Here is a 16,326-nt window from a genome sequence, read left to right as displayed (position 1 = left end):
TCGTAATAACTCGTCCTTGAGCCTGCATAGTGAAATTCAGTAGCCGTGCACGGGTACTCCCGTTACAGAGTTACGCATTGTTTGATGCGGCAGAGGTATATTGATGTAAGTCATATACGAATGAGAGTGGTAACACGGGTCAGCTCGTCTCTCCTTAATTTAGGAGCGGCGTTTTTTTTATGCTAAAATAATTATGAAAGGTCGGTGGCAGCTTATGAAATTTTCCTATGTTTTTAAAGTGTATAAGATAAGCGAAAAATGGCTGTTCGACCGACTATGCAACATGATCTGATAAAATATAAAAGCTTTAAGTATACAGTATAGTTTATAAGGAGGATAATACAATGAAAAATTCAGAAAAATATTCAAGAGGCTATTTTATGCCGCCTGTAAAATGTATGAAGTGGGCAGAAAAGGAATATATCGATCACGCTCCTATGTGGTGTTCAGTTGACCTTAGAGATGGAAATCAGGCATTGATAATCCCTATGAGCCTTGAAGAAAAGCTCGAATTCTTTACAAAGCTTGTTGAGATAGGCTTTAAAGAGATCGAAATAGGATTTCCTGCGGCATCTGAAACAGAATATGAATTCTGCCGTACTCTTATAGAAAAAAATATGATCCCTGATGATGTAACCATTCAGGTACTTACTCAGTCAAGAGAGCATATCATCAAGAAAACTTTTGAAGCTATCGACGGTGCAAAGCACGCAGTTGTTCATCTCTATAATTCTACCTCTGTTGCACAGAGAGAGCAGGTATTCAGAAAATCTAAGGAAGAGATCATCGAGATCGCAACTACCGGTGCAAAGCTCTGCAATGAGTATAAGAAAAAAGCAAACGGTCATATCACTTTTGAGTATTCACCTGAAAGCTTTACAGGTACCGAGCCAGAGTTTGCAAGAGATATATGCAATGCTGTAATTGATATATGGGAGCCGACAGCTGATAATAAGGTGATAATCAATCTGCCTGTAACAGTTGAAATGTCAATGCCACACGTTTATGCACAGCAGGTAGAATATATGTGCGATACACTTCACAACAGAGAAAATGTTATCGTTTCTCTTCACCCACATAACGACAGAGGCTGCGGCGTAGCAGACAGTGAACTGGGATTGCTTGCTGGTGCTGACAGAATCGAGGGAACTTGCTTCGGTAACGGTGAAAGAACAGGTAACGTTGATATCGTTACACTGGCTATGAATATGTTCACACATGGCGTTGATCCTGAACTTGATTTCTCTGATCTGCCAAGTCTGGTCGAACTCTATGAAAGAGTTACAAGAATGAAGGTTTATGAAAGAACTCCTTATTCCGGTGCGCTCGTATTTGCCGCATTCTCTGGTTCACATCAGGACGCTATTGCAAAGGGTATGAAGTGGAGAGAAGAGAAGAACTGTGATAAGTGGACTGTTCCATATCTTCCGATCGACCCGCATGATGTTGGCAGAGAGTATGAGGGAGATGTTATCAGAATCAATTCTCAGTCAGGTAAGGGCGGCATAGGATTTATTCTTCAGCAGCAGTACGGCTATGACCTTCCAAAGAAGATGAGAGAGAATTTCGGTTATGCTGTTAAGGATATCTCAGATCACCTCCATAAAGAACTCAAGCCTAATGAAGTTTATGATATATTCAAGGAGAATTATCTTAACGTCCGTAAGCCTATTGATGTTACAGAGGCACATTTCAAGCAGGAGGGCGAAGGCAGGATCTCCACAGAGATAACTGCTGTTATACCTGGAAAGGGTACTGCTGTATACAAAGCAGAGGGTAACGGCAGACTTGACGCTGTTGCGACAGCTTTAAAGAAAGCTATTCCGCTGGACTTCACCATTGAAGTTTATCAGGAACATGCAATAGAAAGACATTCTTCATCAGAAGCTGTTGCCTATGTTGGTATTTCAGTAAATGATAAGACAGTATGGGGTGCAGGCAGAAACACAGATATTATTGTTGCATCTATAAATGCTCTGCTTTCCGCAATAAACCACATTGTTAAATAACATAAAAGTCAAATAGAAAAAATCCGCAGATATCGTGCATCTGCGGATTTTTTAGTTTAGTCAGTTTCCGAAAACATAAAAATGAGTTATACCCAGCCATTCTCTTACCCAGTAGGTAACAACGTATCGAGCTTCTGTATGTGCTGAGAAAGCAGTTATTTTACCAACACCTAGATCTTTGGCAATAAGACTTGCCCTGTATTGATGAAAACCGTCTGTGACCAAAGTCATATCATATGGTTTGTCAAGATCATCAAGTATTTTCATAGTAAATTTGATATTTTCATATGTTGAGGTCGATTTGTCTTCCATAATTATTCTTGATTCGTCAATACCTTTTTCAACCATGTAATTCTTCATGGCAGATGCTTCTGAAACTGATTCATTTGAGCCTTGTCCGCCTGAAACTATGCATATGGCATCTGGATATTCTGTTAAAGATTCAACAGCTGTATCAAGTCTGCGTCTGAGCATTCTTGAAGGCTTGTTCCCATTGACTTTACAGCCTAAAACCACGATTACATCGGGATCATCAGGCTCATTCTCCATAGCTTTATACATCAGCACGGAAAGTACAGCCGCATATATAATTCCTGCAAGAATAATTAGAGAAAGAAATATTAAAGTTATTTTGCCTGCAATATGCGTCCACATCTTTGAAAGCAATGACGAAAATATATTAAAATTTGCTGTAATTACAAGCAATGCAAAACAAAAAATTATCCCTGCTATGTTTCCAGAACATATTATAGGTAAAGGCGTGAGAAAAAGAATAAGTAAAAATGTTTCTAATGCTAAAAGTATAGCTTTTATAGTCATGAATATCTCCTCCGTAAAATAAGTATACCATAGAAACTATGCATATACAAGCTATTTTTTTCTTAATTAATACAGCTTGAATATGTAGTTGTGTAATTTATGTAAATTCAAGTAAATATTAAAAAAATTATTATTTATACTTGTAAACGGAAAAAAAGTATGTTATAATGAATTTATATTATAAATTGGAGGTGACATTATGCCCGAAACAGTACCAATTATTATCTGGGCTTTAGCATTTGTCTTCTTTGTTATATGTGAGGTAGCTAATGGTGCGGCTCTAATTTCTGTATGGTTTGCACTTGCAGCTTTGATCTCTATGTTCTGCGCAATAGCTAAACTCTCTTTCATAGTTCAGTGTATAGTTTTTGTAGTGGGTTCTATCATTCTGCTGATACTGACAAGACCATTGGTAAAGAAGGTAGCCAACAAGACTGTTCCGACGAACTATGAGCTTGATGTTGGAAAAACAGCTATCGTAACTGAACCTATCGATAACACCATGAGCAAAGGTCGTGTAAAGCTTGATGGCACTAACTGGGCGGCACGTTCCGCTGACGGAAGCGAAATAGAAAAGGGCGTACCGGTCACTGTTGTAAAAGTGGACAGCGCAAAGCTGATAGTTGAAAAGAAAAAATAATTTTATGGAGGATTAATCATGGATGGTATTTACATACTTCTGGCAATTATAGTTTTTATAATTATAGTTATTATCTCAAATATTAAGATCGTTCCGCAGGCATATGTTTATGTAGTTGAACGTCTTGGAGCATTTCACGCTGCATGGGGAACAGGTCTTCATGTAAAAGTTCCTTTTATAGATAGGATCGCAAAGCGTGTATCTATAAAAGAGCAGGTCGTTGACTTTAAGCCGCAGTCAGTTATCACCAAAGATAACGTAACTATGCAGATCGACACAGTAGTATTTTTCCAGATAACAGATGCTATGCAGTTCACATACGGTGTTGAGCGTCCTATTTCAGCTATTGAAAATCTTACAGCTACGACACTCCGTAACATTGTCGGCGATCTAGACCTCGAAGCTACTCTTACTTCCAGAGATATAATCAATACAAGAATCACTGCCATACTCGATGAAGCTACTGACAGATGGGGTATTAAGGTACAGAGAGTTGAGCTTAAAAATATCCTGCCTCCAAGAGAGATTCAGGACGCTATGGAGCGTCAGATGAAAGCTGACCGTGAAAGAAGAGAAAAGGTAATCCAGGCTGAAGCTGAAAAGAAATCTCAGATACTTGTTGCTGAAGGTGAGAAGGAGTCTAAGATCCTTAGAGCGCAGGCTGATAAGGAATCTCAGATACTCGCTGCTGAAGCTGAAAAGCAGTCTATGATACTCAGAGCTGACGCTGTAAAAGAGCAGAAGATACTTGAAGCTGAGGGTGAATCTCAGGCTATTGACATGGTTCAGAAGGCTATCGCTGACAGTATCATAAAGCTTAACGCTGCTAATCCAAATGAGGCTGTTATCCAGCTCAAGAGCCTTGAGGCATTCGGTAAAGCCGCTGACGGAAAGGCTACAAAGATCATTATTCCTAGTGAGATTCAGGGACTTGCAGGCCTTGCAACAGGTCTGAAAGAAGTTATGACAAGCGAAAAGAAATAAAGTGAGTTAGGAGCTGTGGCTGTTGCACAGCTCCTTTTTGTATTATGTCCTTACAAAATGAAAGATAATTTTTCGGCAAAATCATCATAATATACAAAAAATATGGAAATAGCGCATAATAGGGCTATTTTCGTTGACATATTATGAAAAATGTGATATAATTAATTGTTGAAATGGGTCAATTACGCCCTTTTGGGTTAAGCCTAGTTAATATTTGATTTATAGGAGTGGGGCAAATGGTTAATTTTAATGTCACCTTGAGTAATAAGACGGTTCTTGTAACAGGAGCGGTTGGTTTTATCGGTGCAAATCTTTCAAAAAGACTGCTTGAAACTGTAAATGGCATAAAAGTTATTGGTTTGGACAGCGTAAATGATTATTACGATGTAAGTCTTAAAGAGGCAAGAATAAAGCAGCTTGATAATTTTGATAATTTTACTTTTATTAAAGGCAATATTGCTGATAAAACTCTTGTAGAAAGTGTATTTGAAAAATATAAGCCGCAGGTAGTTGTGAACCTTGCTGCACAGGCTGGTGTAAGATATTCCATTACAAACCCTGATGCTTACATAGAATCAAATCTTGTGGGATTTTTCAACATACTTGAAGCGTGCAGAAATCACCCGGTTGAGCATCTGGTTTATGCCTCCAGTTCATCTGTATATGGCAGCAATAAAAAGATACCATATTCCACAGAAGATAAAGTAGACAACCCTGTGTCACTTTATGCAGCTACTAAAAAATCCAATGAGCTTATGGCTCATGCTTATTCCAAACTCTATGATATACCGTCAACAGGACTTAGATTCTTTACTGTTTATGGTCCTGCTGGTCGTCCTGATATGGCTTATTTTGGCTTTACAAACAAGCTTTTAGCAGGGGATACGATACAGATATTCAACTATGGCAACTGTAAGCGTGACTTTACTTATATAGATGATATTGTTACAGGTGTTGTTAATGTTATGCAGAAAGCGCCTGATGCAAATGCTTACGGTGTAAAATATAAAGTTTATAATATCGGCAACAATCAACCGGAAAATCTTCTTGACTTTGTTGATATTCTTCAGCAGGAACTTGTCAGAGCAGGTGTGCTTCCTGAGGATTATGATTTTGAAGCGCATAAACAGCTTGTGCCTATGCAGCCTGGTGATGTTGAGATGACATATGCAGATGTTGATGAACTTGTAAGAGATTTTAACTTCAAACCGTCAACCTCACTCAGAGATGGTTTAAGAGCATTTGCTCAGTGGTATAAGGAATTTTATATAAAATAAGTATGGGAGTAATGAATATGAATATCGAAAATCCTGTAATAGCAGTAGCAGGAACGGGGTATGTTGGTCTTTCTGTTGCAACATTGCTTGCACAGAATAATAAGGTTTATGCGGTTGACATAATACCTGAAAAAGTAGAACTTATCAATCAGAGAAAATCACCTATTCAGGACGAATACATAGAAAAATATCTTGCTGAAAAGGATCTTGACTTGACAGCAACACTTGACGGAGAAATGGCATACAGCGCAGCTGATTTTGTCGTAATAGCTGCTCCTACCAATTATGACAGCAAGAGAAATTTCTTTGACACTTCTGCTGTCGAGGCAGTTATTGAACTGGTCATGAAATGTAATCCTGACGCTGTAATGGTAATAAAATCAACTGTTCCAGTTGGCTATACAGAATCAGTCAGAAAAAAATACAACAATAATAAAATTATTTTCAGTCCCGAATTTCTTCGTGAAAGTAAAGCACTTTATGATAATCTTTACCCAAGCAGAATTATTGTTGGTACAGATCTTAATGACGAAGAACTTACAGAGGCAGCACACGCTTTTGCGGGACTTCTTCAAAATGGTGCTATCAAGGAAAATATAGATACCCTGTTTATGGGATTTACTGAGGCTGAGGCTGTAAAGCTTTTTGCCAATACATATCTTGCACTTAGAGTAAGTTATTTCAATGAGCTTGATACTTACGCTGAAATGAAAGGTCTTAACACACAGCAGATAATTAATGGTGTGTGCCTTGATCCAAGAATAGGTACACATTATAATAATCCAAGCTTTGGTTATGGCGGTTACTGCCTGCCCAAGGATACTAAGCAGCTGCTTGCAAATTATGCTGATGTACCGGAAAATCTTATTGAGGCTATTGTTGAATCAAATAGAACGAGAAAAGATTTTATTGCAGACAGAGTGCTTGCGATTGCTGGAGGATATGAGTCGAACAGCAAATATAATGCAGAAAAAGAGCATGGCGGAGTAGTCGGTGTTTACAGACTTACTATGAAGTCTAATTCTGATAATTTCAGACAGAGTTCAATTCAGGGCATTATGAAGAGGATCAAAGCAAAGGGTGTTCAGGTCGTTGTCTTTGAACCGACACTTGAGGACGGAGAAACATTCTTTGGAAGTCTTGTGGTAAATGACCTTGAAAAATTCAAGTCAATGTGCAGTGCTATTATTGCTAACAGATATGATGAATGTCTTGATGATGTTAGGGATAAAGTATACACAAGAGATATTTTCTGCAGAGATTAATGTATTTGCGAAAGGTGAATTAAATAATAATGAAAAAGAGAAAAATCTGGCTTATCAGAACGGGAGAAATACTTCCGATAGATGAAAATTCTCCAAGACTTTTCAGAATGGGTCTTATTGCACAGATCTGCGCATCTAATCCTGATAATGAAGTAACGTGGTGGTGTTCAACACTTAACCATTTCAAGAAAGAATTCAGACAGGAAAAAGACGGCGTTATAGAAGTCGCAGATAATTACAGGCTTTATCTTATACATGGTCCTGGATATTCAAAAAATATGTCTGTAAAGCGCTTGTATCATCAGTATTATGAAGGCAAGCATTTTATGGAACTGGCTGAAAAAGAAGAAAAGCCAGATGTTATTCTTTGTTCTATGCCAACACCCGAACTTGCGTATTTTGTTTCAAAGTATGCGAAAAAGCATAATGTGCCTGTGTTTGCAGATATAAGAGATACTTTCCCTGATATGTATGTTGACTTTTGCAGCCCTAAACTGCGTCCGTTTATGAAAGTCGGCATTATCCCTTATAAGATAATGCTTTCCAAAGGACTTAAGAGATGTACAGGCATTATCGCAACAAGTGAAAAGTTCCTTGACTGGGGACTGAATTACGCAAAGCGGTCTTCAACTCCTATGGACAAGGCTTTCTATGTATCATATCCTGATAACAATGTAGAGCTTAATAATGACGATATAAGGTTCTGGCGTGATAAGGGGATCGAAGCAGATGATTTTGTATGCTGTTTCTTTGGTCAGTTTGGTTTTACGGTTGATCTAGAAACTGTAATGAAAGCTGCTGTTATCACTGCAAAGAAAAATCCAAAGGTGAAATTTGTTATCTGTGGAGTTGGCGAAAAGCTCAAAACTTATAAAGAGATCGTAAAGGACGCAAATAATGTTATCTTCCCTGGCTGGGTAGACAGAGTACAGATATGTTCACTTGGTAAGATCTCAAGCGCAGGATTGCTGTCATACAGACCTGGTAAGAACTATGAAAATTCAATGCCGAACAAATTCTGTGAATATCTTGCACTCAGACTTGCGCTGCTGATACAGCCTGAGGGTATGATGCTTGATTTCGCAAATAAATATGACTGCGGTGTTCATTATTCAAACGAAAATGAGCTTGCTGAACAGATATTGAAACTTGCTGATGACAGAGAAACAACTGAACGTATGAAGAATAATGCACGAAATCTTTATGAGGAGAAGTTCTGTGCAGAAAAGGTATATGCACAGATGGTCAAGTTTCTTGAAGATAATTCTCTGAAAAACTAACTGAAAGAGGTTTGTAAGATATATGAAAGTAAAGTATGTTGTAGTCGGAGCAGGCCTTGCCGGTCTGACAATGGCTGAAAGAATTGCCAACGAAATGAATGAAAAAGTTCTTGTTATTGAAAAAAGAGCGCATATAGCAGGAAATGTATATGACAGTTATAATGATGATGGTATACTTATCCATAACTATGGCCCTCATACTTTCCATACAAATGATAAAGAAGTTTTTGATTATGTGCTTAAATTTACTGAATGGAACGATTATCAGCACAGAGTTTTATCATATGTAAACGGCAATTTTGTTCCTATGCCTATTTCGCTTGAAACTATTAATCAGCTTTATAATATGAATCTTTCGGAAGATGAAATGGAAGATTTCATAAACAGCCGTAAAGAAAAAATTGATGAGATAAAAACAAGTGAAGATGTTGTTCTTAGTCAGGGCGGCAGAGATATTTATGAAAAATTCTTCAAGTATTTTACTATAAAGCAGTGGGGAGTTTCACCTGCTGAACTTGATAAAACAGTAATTTCAAGAATACCATTCAGAAAAAATCGTGATACAAGATATTTTACTGATCTCTATCAGGGAAATCCTAAGCATGGTTACACAAGAATGTGCGAAAAAATGCTTGAAAATAAAAATATTATGATAATGCTCAATACTGACTATAAAGATGTTATTGATGACATTGAGTATGAAAAGCTTATCTATACAGGTCCGATAGATTACTTCTACGACTATGAATTTGGCAAACTGCTTTACAGAAGTATAAAATTCAAATTTGAAACCTATGACAAGGAGTCATATCAGCCAACTGCTTCTTCACGTTATCCTATGGATTATGATTATACAAGAATAACAGAGTTCAAGAAGATGACAGGTCAGAAGCATGAAAAGACCACGATCCTTAAAGAGTTTCCTTGCTTTGGCGGTGAACCGTATTATCCATATCCTACGGCTGAGTGGAAAGCTCTTGCTGAAAAATACAGAGAAAAAGCTGCTCAGGAGAAGAATGTTATTTTCCTTGGAAGACTTGCAGAATATAAATATTACGATATGGATGATGTTATCAGAAGAGCGCTTGATTGCTTTGCAGATTTCAGAAAGGAAATAGAAGATGCCAAAGCATAAGATCGGTTTGGTAGGTTATCTCGGCTATGCCGTAGAAAATCCTATTATTGGTGGTCAGATGAGCAAAACAAGAGGAATTTATGACCAGCTGAAAAAGCAGTTCGGTGAAGATTCTGTAATTGTTGTTGACACCTCTAACTGGAAAGAAGAAAAGTTCAAGCTTGTTATGCAGTGTCTTAAAGTAGCGTTTAAGTGTAAGCCTGTTATAATTATGCCGAACAAAAACGGAATAAAGTTTGTTTTGCCATTCTTCAGTTCTTTGAAAGGATTGTGCGGGTACAAAATTGCTTATCCGGTTGTGGGCGGCTGGCTTACTGGTTTACTGAAAAAGCATAATTATCTTGCAAAGGGAATAAAGAAGGTTGACTATATTCTTCCTGAAACCAAGGCACTTATGAACGAGCTGAAAGAGTTTGCAGATTGCCCTATTGAGGTTATGCCGATCTTTTCTACCAGAACTCCTGTTGATGAAAAATCAATAAAGTCGGAATTTTCTGAGCCTATAAAGTTCTGTACTTTTTCAAGAGTTACACCTGAAAAGGGAATAGATGACGCTATAAAAGCCATACAAGCAGTAAATGAAAAAATGCAGTGTCAAGTGTGTAAGCTTGACGTTTATGGCCCGATAGATCCAAATTATACGGAACATTACAAGGTACTATTTGATAAAAGCAAAGCTTTTGTATCTTATAAAGGTATTCTAAGTGGTGATGATAGTTTGGCGACACTGTCAGAATATTATATGCTGTTGTTCCCTACATATTATCCTGGCGAAGGATTTCCGACAACGGTATGTGAAAGTTTTATGTCAGGACTGCCTGTTATTGCATCTGACTGGCGCTTTAATAATGAACTTGTTGCTGATAACGAAACAGGCTATCTTGTGCCTGCACATGATACAGATAAGCTTGCAGAGAAGATAATCGACTCTATAAATAATCAGGATAAAATCATCGAAATGCGCAAGAATTGTCTTGAAAAAAGCAAAGAGTATCAGCCTGAAAGGGTAATGAAAAGTTTATCTGAATGGATAGTAAAAAATAACGTATGATCGAGGTATAAAATTGGCAGATGTATTAAAGTATATTCCACCATATATTCGTGAACAGCTTCTGCTGATTCGTGGACGTATTAAATCAAATAGTAAAGATATAAAGAACGAGATCACAAAGTTGGCAGAGTCTGATGATAAAAGCTTTTATGCTTCCGAAGCTGATGTGCAGTATTGGAAGAAAGCTTTGATAAGGCTTTCAATGGTGACAAATAAAAGAGGCCTTGAATTAGCTAAAGAGTTTTATTCAGATCCAATTAAGATTGTCAAGGAAAATCACTTGCCAGATAAACAGGATCTTGTTTTGATATGTCCTGCAAAAAATGAACTTGATAACCTAAAATTAATATATGAGCATTACAAAAAGTTAGGCGTAAAGTCATTTGCCTTTATAGATAATATGTCAGATGATGGCACTGCTGAGTATTTCTCAAGCTTTAATGATGTTAATGTTTATCTTGCAAGTGAAAAATATACTAGTCTTAGACGACAGGTTTGGATAAACAGGGTAATGGCTCATTACGGCTTTGATAAGTGGTATCTTGTTGTAGATTCAGATGAGTTTTTGGACTACAATGACTCTGAAAATAAGTCGATCTACGATCTTATTGAGCATTGTAAAAAAAATAATATCAAACGTGCGAAAGCACTTATGCTTGATATGTATCCAAAGAGCATTGTTTTTAATGGAGAGAAAACAGACTTTCTTAATACATATAAATACTTTGATAAGAGCGGATATACAAAGATAGCGGGTAAAGATGAACTGCTTATTGACGGTTTACAGGGTGGAGTCAGAGTTCGTATTTTTACTCAGAATGATGACGATAAAAAACCATGGCTCACTAAATTCCCTCTGATCTATATTCAGCGTGGCGATATTCAGTATCAGTCGCATATGTCATATCCGTTTTATAAAAATTTTAAATCAGACAATATCATGGTGCTGCGTCATTATAAATTTCTGCCTACTGATCTCGAAAAATACAGACAGCGTGTAAAGGATGGTAACTTTTCCGCAGGCAGTAAAGAATATGTTCAGTATGTATCAATGATGGAAAAGGGAAGTATTGATTTCTGGAACGAAAGCGTTTCTGCAACGGCTGATTCTGATAGCTCGTATTATTGTATAAAAGAGCTTAAACCTATTGATTGGTGATTGTTTTTATATAACCCCACATTTGAGAGGATTTGACTATAAAAATGGTTAATTCACAAAAACTTGAAAAGTATGATAAAAAAACGAATATAATCGGAGATCTGCTTTTATTTATTATGATAATTGCTATACCTGCTGAGCCTATCATTAGTGATCTGATTAGCTATGCAGCAATGGCAGGTCTGTTGGTATGGACTATTTTGAAAAATAAGAAGGTATATTTTACATCTGCAACTATTTTTATGATGCTGTTTATTTTATACTCAATTATTTCCCTTTCTTATACTCCGTTCAATGCTAACGGCTCTGATACTGTGCAGGTAATGCTGAAAATGCTTTTGTATACTTTTACAATAGTTCAGTATGTTTTCTTCAGCAATACCGTTGTTGAAGACGGTATATCAAAGGTCATGGATTTTTTTGTTATCGGTACAGTTATTATTTCTGTATACACAATGTTCTATGAGCGTTCGTACATAATGAGCAGCTACTGGCGTCTTGGAAAAGCCTTGTTTGAAAATTATGGCACCTTTATGCTGCTTTCTTACAGCATAATAATTGCTTTACTTTGGACTTTCTATTCGCTGTTTGAAAAGCACAGATTTATTTTTATCCCTATACTTGTTATACTTTTGCTTGCCGCAGCTCTTTCAGGAACTAAAAAGACTATAATAGCGGTAGTTGTTTCTATACCTGTTTACTTTTTTATCAAATATAGAAAACGTGCTTTTAAGCTTATTTTTATAGGAATCATAATCCTTGCAGCAGTTTATATTGCTTACCTTATCATTATGAATAACAGTGTTTTGTATAGAACGATCGGATATAGAATGCAGTCATTTATAAATTCTGTTTTAAATAACGGCGAGGATTCACAGTCATATTCTGAACGTTATATGATGCGTAATTTTGCAATGCAGTGGTTTACTGACAAGCCTGTTTTTGGCAATGGAGTATCTGCATTCAGAGGTCTGTACGTATTAAAGACGGGAAAGTTTTTGTATTCACACTGTAATTATACAGAATTACTTTGTAATACAGGCTTGGTCGGATTTTTAAGCTATTATGGATTTTTAATTTATATGCTTGTAAAGTCAGTTTTTCTTTATAATAAAACTGAAAAATCCTTCTTTATGTTTGCCACAGTCTTTATGTTTGTTGTAATTATGCTTGACTATGGTCAGGTTTCATATTACCGTACACACTATTTCCTTATTTACCAGCTGATATCATTAGCTCTTTGTGCAAATAAAGAAAGCAGCAGTGAAGCAGTAAATGAGAAGTCGAATGAACAGTTTAATCTTAGTGAGGATATGATATGATATATATACTTACTGTTTATGACAGTCCTAATTATGGCAGCTACCTTCAGGCTTTGTCTTTAAAGACCATATTAGAAAAGTATGATAAAGTAGCATTTCTTGACATACATCACCAGTCTGTTTTAAAACAATCATTGGTTAAGATCTGTGGTCATATTTATAGACGCAGGTTTGAAGGCATTAGCTTTGAAATAAAAAAGTATAAAACTTTTAATGCTTTAAAGAAAAAAATGCCTATTGTGGATATGAAAAATGCTGAGTCTGACAGCATCTATGTTTTTGGCAGCGATGAGATTTGGAATGTCAACAGAAGCAAATTCCTGAACTCTCCTGAGTTTTTTGGAATTGGTCTGAAAAGCGGCTATAAGATCGCATATGCTCCGACTATAAATACTGTAAAAAAAGAAGATATGAAAACGCATACTCAGCTTTTAGACGGAATAAGCAAGTTCGATTTTATTTCGGTGCGTGACGATCACTCAAAAAACGTACTGTCAGATTTGATAGATAATGATATTACAGTTGTTACAGATCCGACTTTTATTTTCGGTATCGACAACTTCAAAAAAATGCAGACCTTACCGCAAATAAAAGACAAGTATGTTATGATATATACTTACACAAGAATGTTTAAGAATGACGAGCAGGTCAATGCTGTTATATCCGCTTGTCATAAACGTGGATATAAGGTCATTTCGGTAGGTAAATACTTTAAATGGTGCGATTTGTCTGTTGCTGCTGATCCGTCTGAATTTTTAGGATATGTGAATAATGCAGAATGTGTAATTACCGACACATTTCATGGTACGGTTTTTTCTATTTTATATAGGAAAAACTTTGTTGAAGTAAATCCTGCACAGAAGATCAAAAATATGCTTTCTGATTTTGGTTTAAATAATTGCGTTATAAGTAATGTTACTGAAATTGAAAGCATTATTGACAAAAAAACAGACTATTCTGTTGCAGATATAAAGCAAGCTGAAAAAGTGGAAAAATCACTTAAATATCTGGACAATGCAGTCAAAACGGTTCTTGATAAAAAGGAGAATTAAAAAGTATAATGAGCAGAGAAGGCAATTTACTTAAAAATACTATAATTCTATCTATCGGAACTTTCTTCCCTAAACTCGTCAGCGTTGTGACACTTCCTATTTTGACAGGGTATCTATCTAAAAGTGAGTTTGGTTCATATGACCTTATCACCACTATGGTTTCACTTTTTCTGCCAATAATAACATTACAGATACAATCGGCGGCATTCCGTTTTCTTATTGAAAAAAGGGACGATAGGGAAGCTGTTGACTCAATAGTAACCAATATACTTATGTTCACCGCACCGATATCAGTTGCGGCGCTTATAATATTGTATCTGTTTATGCCTGGAGTATCAGCTGTCGGCAGGGTATTGATATGTATATATTACTTCTTTGATATTATCTATGTCGCATTACAGCAGGTAACGAGGGGATTGTCATACAATCTTACCTACTCGATAAGTGCCATTATTCTATCAAGCACAAACCTTATACTGACGGTTTTGCTTGTATGGAAGTTAAGCAACGGTCTTAACGGCGTTCTGATCGCTATGGCGGTTTCATATGCTTTCGGCTGTATATTCTTAGCATATAAGATAAGAGATAAATGGACGTTCAAGCCAAGTCTTTTTTCTTTTAAAGAGATCAAACGTATGCTTGCTTACTCTTGGCCAATGGTATTCAATAATCTGTCATCATGGGTTTTAAGACTTTCAGACAGGTTGGTTATTACAGCTTTTCTGGGAATTACAGCTAATGCCGTTTATGCGGTAGCTTGTAAGATCCCTAATCTTTTATCCATGGTACAAAGCACTTTTACCATGGCATGGCAGGAAAATGCAACTATCGCATCACAGGATGACGATGCTTCCAGCTACTATGAGAGTATGTATGACAATATGTACGGCATTATTTCGGGATTTACGGCTCTTCTGATAGCGGCAACACCGATTTTATTTTTCCTGCTTATACGAGGCGATTATGATGACGCTTATGTACAGATGCCGCTGCTGTTTTTGGGAATGATGTTCTGCTGTTTATCAGCTTTCCAAGGGGGCATATATGTTGCATATATGCGAACCAAAGAAGTTGGCATTACAACTGTTATTGCCGCTGTGATAAATCTGCTTATAGATCTGCTTTTAGTAAAGGTTATCGGCATAACTGCGGGTTCTATCTCTACACTTATAAGCTATCTTGCTCTTACTATATACAGAATGTATGATGTAAATAAGTTTGTGAAAATAAAGTACAACTATCCTAAAATATTGCTTATACTTGCCGTTTTGATAGTAATGTGCGTATTGTGCAGTTTTAATGTTCTGTGGATAAATATAGTCAACTTTGTTATTGGCTGTACTCTTGCTTTTGTAATAAACAAGAATATTATTTTTAATGCTAAAAATATCATACTCAAAAAATTAAAGAAATAGACGGAGATAAAAAAATGAAAGTTCTGAAAAACGAACCACTGAATAAATATACAACATTCGGTTTAGGCGGAAATTGCAAAAATTTATATGTCCCTGAAAACAGGGGAGAACTTGTTCAAATTGTTCTTGAGAAGAGAGATGTTAAGTTTATTGGCGGAGGATCTAATCTTCTTATCAATGATAGTCATGATTTTGACAATATCGTATTGCTAAGAGAGTTTTCAAATGAGATCATGATAGATAACGATATGGTGGTTGTATCTGCCGGAGTAAGACTTCAAAAGCTTATAAACTTCATAAACGATAATGGTATGGGTGGTATTGAGTATCTTTTTTCTGTGCCTGGACTTGTCGGCGGTGCTATTTATATGAACGCAGGTCGTGGAAAAGCGTATAACTGCACTATTGCCGATCACATAGTTTCCGTAGAAGCATTGTGCCTTACTGATACTAAGTATGGTGAAAGAGGCTCTATAATTGAACTGACCAAAGAAGAATGTGAATTCAAATACAGAAGTTCTATATTTCATAACAATGAGTATCTTATTCTTTCAGCAAAATTCAAGTTTCCTGAAATGTCGAAAGATGAATCGGCTAAGCGTAAACAGGAACGTCTTGATCTTTGTAAGGTAAAACAGGATAATTCAGGAGGAAACTTCGGTACTGTTTTTTGCGAGGCAAATGGAAAGCTCATGAAGCTTGTAAGAAAGCTGCAGCTTGGCAGTAAAGATGGCATACATTTTTCTGGCAAGGCATTAAACTGGATGATAAATACAAAAGGTAAAAATGCTGACGCAGGAAGTTTTGATGATACGATAAAGCTTATGGATAAAGTTCGCAAACTTCATAAGCTATTCAGAAAGCCCTGCCGATCAGAGGTTATTATATGGAAATAAAACAAAGGCTGTACTAATTTGT

The 16,326-nt window shown here is 36.5% G+C and carries 14 protein-coding genes and 1 other annotated feature (1 of these 15 only partly in view); of the genes, 13 read left to right on the top strand and 1 reads right to left on the bottom strand.

Going from position 1 to position 16,326, the window contains the following annotated elements; translation table 11 throughout:
* Positions 1-155 (top strand) — a binding site (T-box leader); it begins 80 nt to the left of the window's first position.
* Positions 156-344: 189 nt separating this feature from the next.
* The gene (locus Q0E19_RS06185; protein ID WP_294408224.1) at positions 345-2,009 is read left to right on the top strand and encodes a 2-isopropylmalate synthase; all 1,665 of its coding nucleotides are present in this window, start codon (positions 345-347) and stop codon (positions 2,007-2,009) included.
* 60 nt (positions 2,010-2,069) lie between these two features.
* On the opposite strand, the gene Q0E19_RS06180 is transcribed toward Q0E19_RS06185, so the two are convergent.
* Positions 2,070-2,828, bottom strand: a complete 759-nt coding sequence (locus Q0E19_RS06180) for a YdcF family protein (RefSeq protein ID WP_294408223.1) — start codon at positions 2,826-2,828, stop codon at positions 2,070-2,072.
* A gap of 199 nt (positions 2,829-3,027) precedes the next feature.
* Here Q0E19_RS06180 and Q0E19_RS06175 point away from each other — a divergent pair, with 199 nt between their 5' ends.
* From Q0E19_RS06175 to Q0E19_RS06120, 12 genes are all read left to right on the top strand, one after another.
* Positions 3,028-3,468, top strand: a complete 441-nt coding sequence (locus Q0E19_RS06175; RefSeq protein ID WP_294408222.1) for an NfeD family protein — start codon at positions 3,028-3,030, stop codon at positions 3,466-3,468.
* Between the two features lie 18 nt (positions 3,469-3,486).
* Positions 3,487-4,452, top strand: coding sequence for a stomatin-like protein (locus Q0E19_RS06170; RefSeq protein WP_294408221.1), 966 nt, complete (start codon positions 3,487-3,489; stop codon positions 4,450-4,452).
* A gap of 236 nt (positions 4,453-4,688) precedes the next feature.
* Positions 4,689-5,729, top strand: coding sequence for an NAD-dependent epimerase/dehydratase family protein (locus Q0E19_RS06165; RefSeq protein ID WP_294408220.1), 1,041 nt, complete (start codon positions 4,689-4,691; stop codon positions 5,727-5,729).
* Positions 5,730-5,746: 17 nt separating this feature from the next.
* The gene (locus tag Q0E19_RS06160) at positions 5,747-6,994 is read left to right on the top strand and encodes a nucleotide sugar dehydrogenase (RefSeq protein ID WP_294408219.1); all 1,248 of its coding nucleotides are present in this window, start codon (positions 5,747-5,749) and stop codon (positions 6,992-6,994) included.
* Positions 6,995-7,023: 29 nt separating this feature from the next.
* Complete coding sequence (locus Q0E19_RS06155; RefSeq protein ID WP_294408217.1) at positions 7,024-8,274, top strand: glycosyltransferase family 4 protein; 1,251 nt, start codon at positions 7,024-7,026, stop codon at positions 8,272-8,274.
* A 22-nt stretch (positions 8,275-8,296) separates the two neighbouring features.
* Complete coding sequence (gene glf / locus Q0E19_RS06150; RefSeq protein WP_294408216.1) at positions 8,297-9,409, top strand: UDP-galactopyranose mutase; 1,113 nt, start codon at positions 8,297-8,299, stop codon at positions 9,407-9,409.
* A complete protein-coding gene (locus tag Q0E19_RS06145) occupies positions 9,396-10,460 on the top strand; it encodes a glycosyltransferase family 4 protein (protein WP_294408214.1) in 1,065 nt (354 codons plus the stop codon). Before glf ends, Q0E19_RS06145 begins: the two co-directional genes overlap by 14 nt.
* 13 nt (positions 10,461-10,473) lie before the next feature.
* Complete coding sequence (locus Q0E19_RS06140; protein WP_294408213.1) at positions 10,474-11,619, top strand: glycosyltransferase family 2 protein; 1,146 nt, start codon at positions 10,474-10,476, stop codon at positions 11,617-11,619.
* Between the two features lie 44 nt (positions 11,620-11,663).
* Positions 11,664-12,941, top strand: coding sequence for an O-antigen ligase family protein (locus tag Q0E19_RS06135; RefSeq protein ID WP_294408212.1), 1,278 nt, complete (start codon positions 11,664-11,666; stop codon positions 12,939-12,941).
* Complete coding sequence (locus Q0E19_RS06130; protein WP_294408211.1) at positions 12,938-13,993, top strand: polysaccharide pyruvyl transferase family protein; 1,056 nt, start codon at positions 12,938-12,940, stop codon at positions 13,991-13,993. Before Q0E19_RS06135 ends, Q0E19_RS06130 begins: the two co-directional genes overlap by 4 nt.
* Before the next feature lie 8 nt (positions 13,994-14,001).
* The gene (locus Q0E19_RS06125; RefSeq protein WP_294408210.1) at positions 14,002-15,408 is read left to right on the top strand and encodes an oligosaccharide flippase family protein; all 1,407 of its coding nucleotides are present in this window, start codon (positions 14,002-14,004) and stop codon (positions 15,406-15,408) included.
* A 14-nt stretch (positions 15,409-15,422) separates the two neighbouring features.
* The gene (locus tag Q0E19_RS06120) at positions 15,423-16,304 is read left to right on the top strand and encodes an FAD-binding protein (RefSeq protein ID WP_294408209.1); all 882 of its coding nucleotides are present in this window, start codon (positions 15,423-15,425) and stop codon (positions 16,302-16,304) included.
* Positions 16,305-16,326: the final 22 nt, after the last annotated feature.

This window comes from uncultured Ruminococcus sp. (assembly GCF_934476685.1).
Taxonomy (GTDB): Bacteria; Bacillota; Clostridia; order Oscillospirales; family Ruminococcaceae; genus Hominimerdicola.
Note: the sequence above shows the minus strand (reverse complement) of the source record. Positions and strands in the feature narration are given on the sequence as shown.

What these genes read in the sequence shown, in the direction of transcription:
- Q0E19_RS06120 (WP_294408209.1), top strand. Translation starts at nt 15,423, where the DNA reads ATGAAAGTTCTGAAAAACGAACCACTGAATAAATATACAACATTCGGT.
- Q0E19_RS06125 (WP_294408210.1), top strand. Translation starts at nt 14,002, where the DNA reads ATGAGCAGAGAAGGCAATTTACTTAAAAATACTATAATTCTATCTATC.
- Q0E19_RS06180 (WP_294408223.1), bottom strand. Translation starts at nt 2,828, where the DNA reads ATGACTATAAAAGCTATACTTTTAGCATTAGAAACATTTTTACTTATT.
- Q0E19_RS06170 (WP_294408221.1), top strand. Translation starts at nt 3,487, where the DNA reads ATGGATGGTATTTACATACTTCTGGCAATTATAGTTTTTATAATTATA.
- Q0E19_RS06155 (WP_294408217.1), top strand. Translation starts at nt 7,024, where the DNA reads ATGAAAAAGAGAAAAATCTGGCTTATCAGAACGGGAGAAATACTTCCG.
- Q0E19_RS06165 (WP_294408220.1), top strand. Translation starts at nt 4,689, where the DNA reads ATGGTTAATTTTAATGTCACCTTGAGTAATAAGACGGTTCTTGTAACA.
- Q0E19_RS06145 (WP_294408214.1), top strand. Translation starts at nt 9,396, where the DNA reads ATGCCAAAGCATAAGATCGGTTTGGTAGGTTATCTCGGCTATGCCGTA.
- glf (WP_294408216.1), top strand. Translation starts at nt 8,297, where the DNA reads ATGAAAGTAAAGTATGTTGTAGTCGGAGCAGGCCTTGCCGGTCTGACA.
- Q0E19_RS06135 (WP_294408212.1), top strand. Translation starts at nt 11,664, where the DNA reads ATGGTTAATTCACAAAAACTTGAAAAGTATGATAAAAAAACGAATATA.
- Q0E19_RS06175 (WP_294408222.1), top strand. Translation starts at nt 3,028, where the DNA reads ATGCCCGAAACAGTACCAATTATTATCTGGGCTTTAGCATTTGTCTTC.
- Q0E19_RS06130 (WP_294408211.1), top strand. Translation starts at nt 12,938, where the DNA reads ATGATATATATACTTACTGTTTATGACAGTCCTAATTATGGCAGCTAC.
- Q0E19_RS06185 (WP_294408224.1), top strand. Translation starts at nt 345, where the DNA reads ATGAAAAATTCAGAAAAATATTCAAGAGGCTATTTTATGCCGCCTGTA.
- Q0E19_RS06160 (WP_294408219.1), top strand. Translation starts at nt 5,747, where the DNA reads ATGAATATCGAAAATCCTGTAATAGCAGTAGCAGGAACGGGGTATGTT.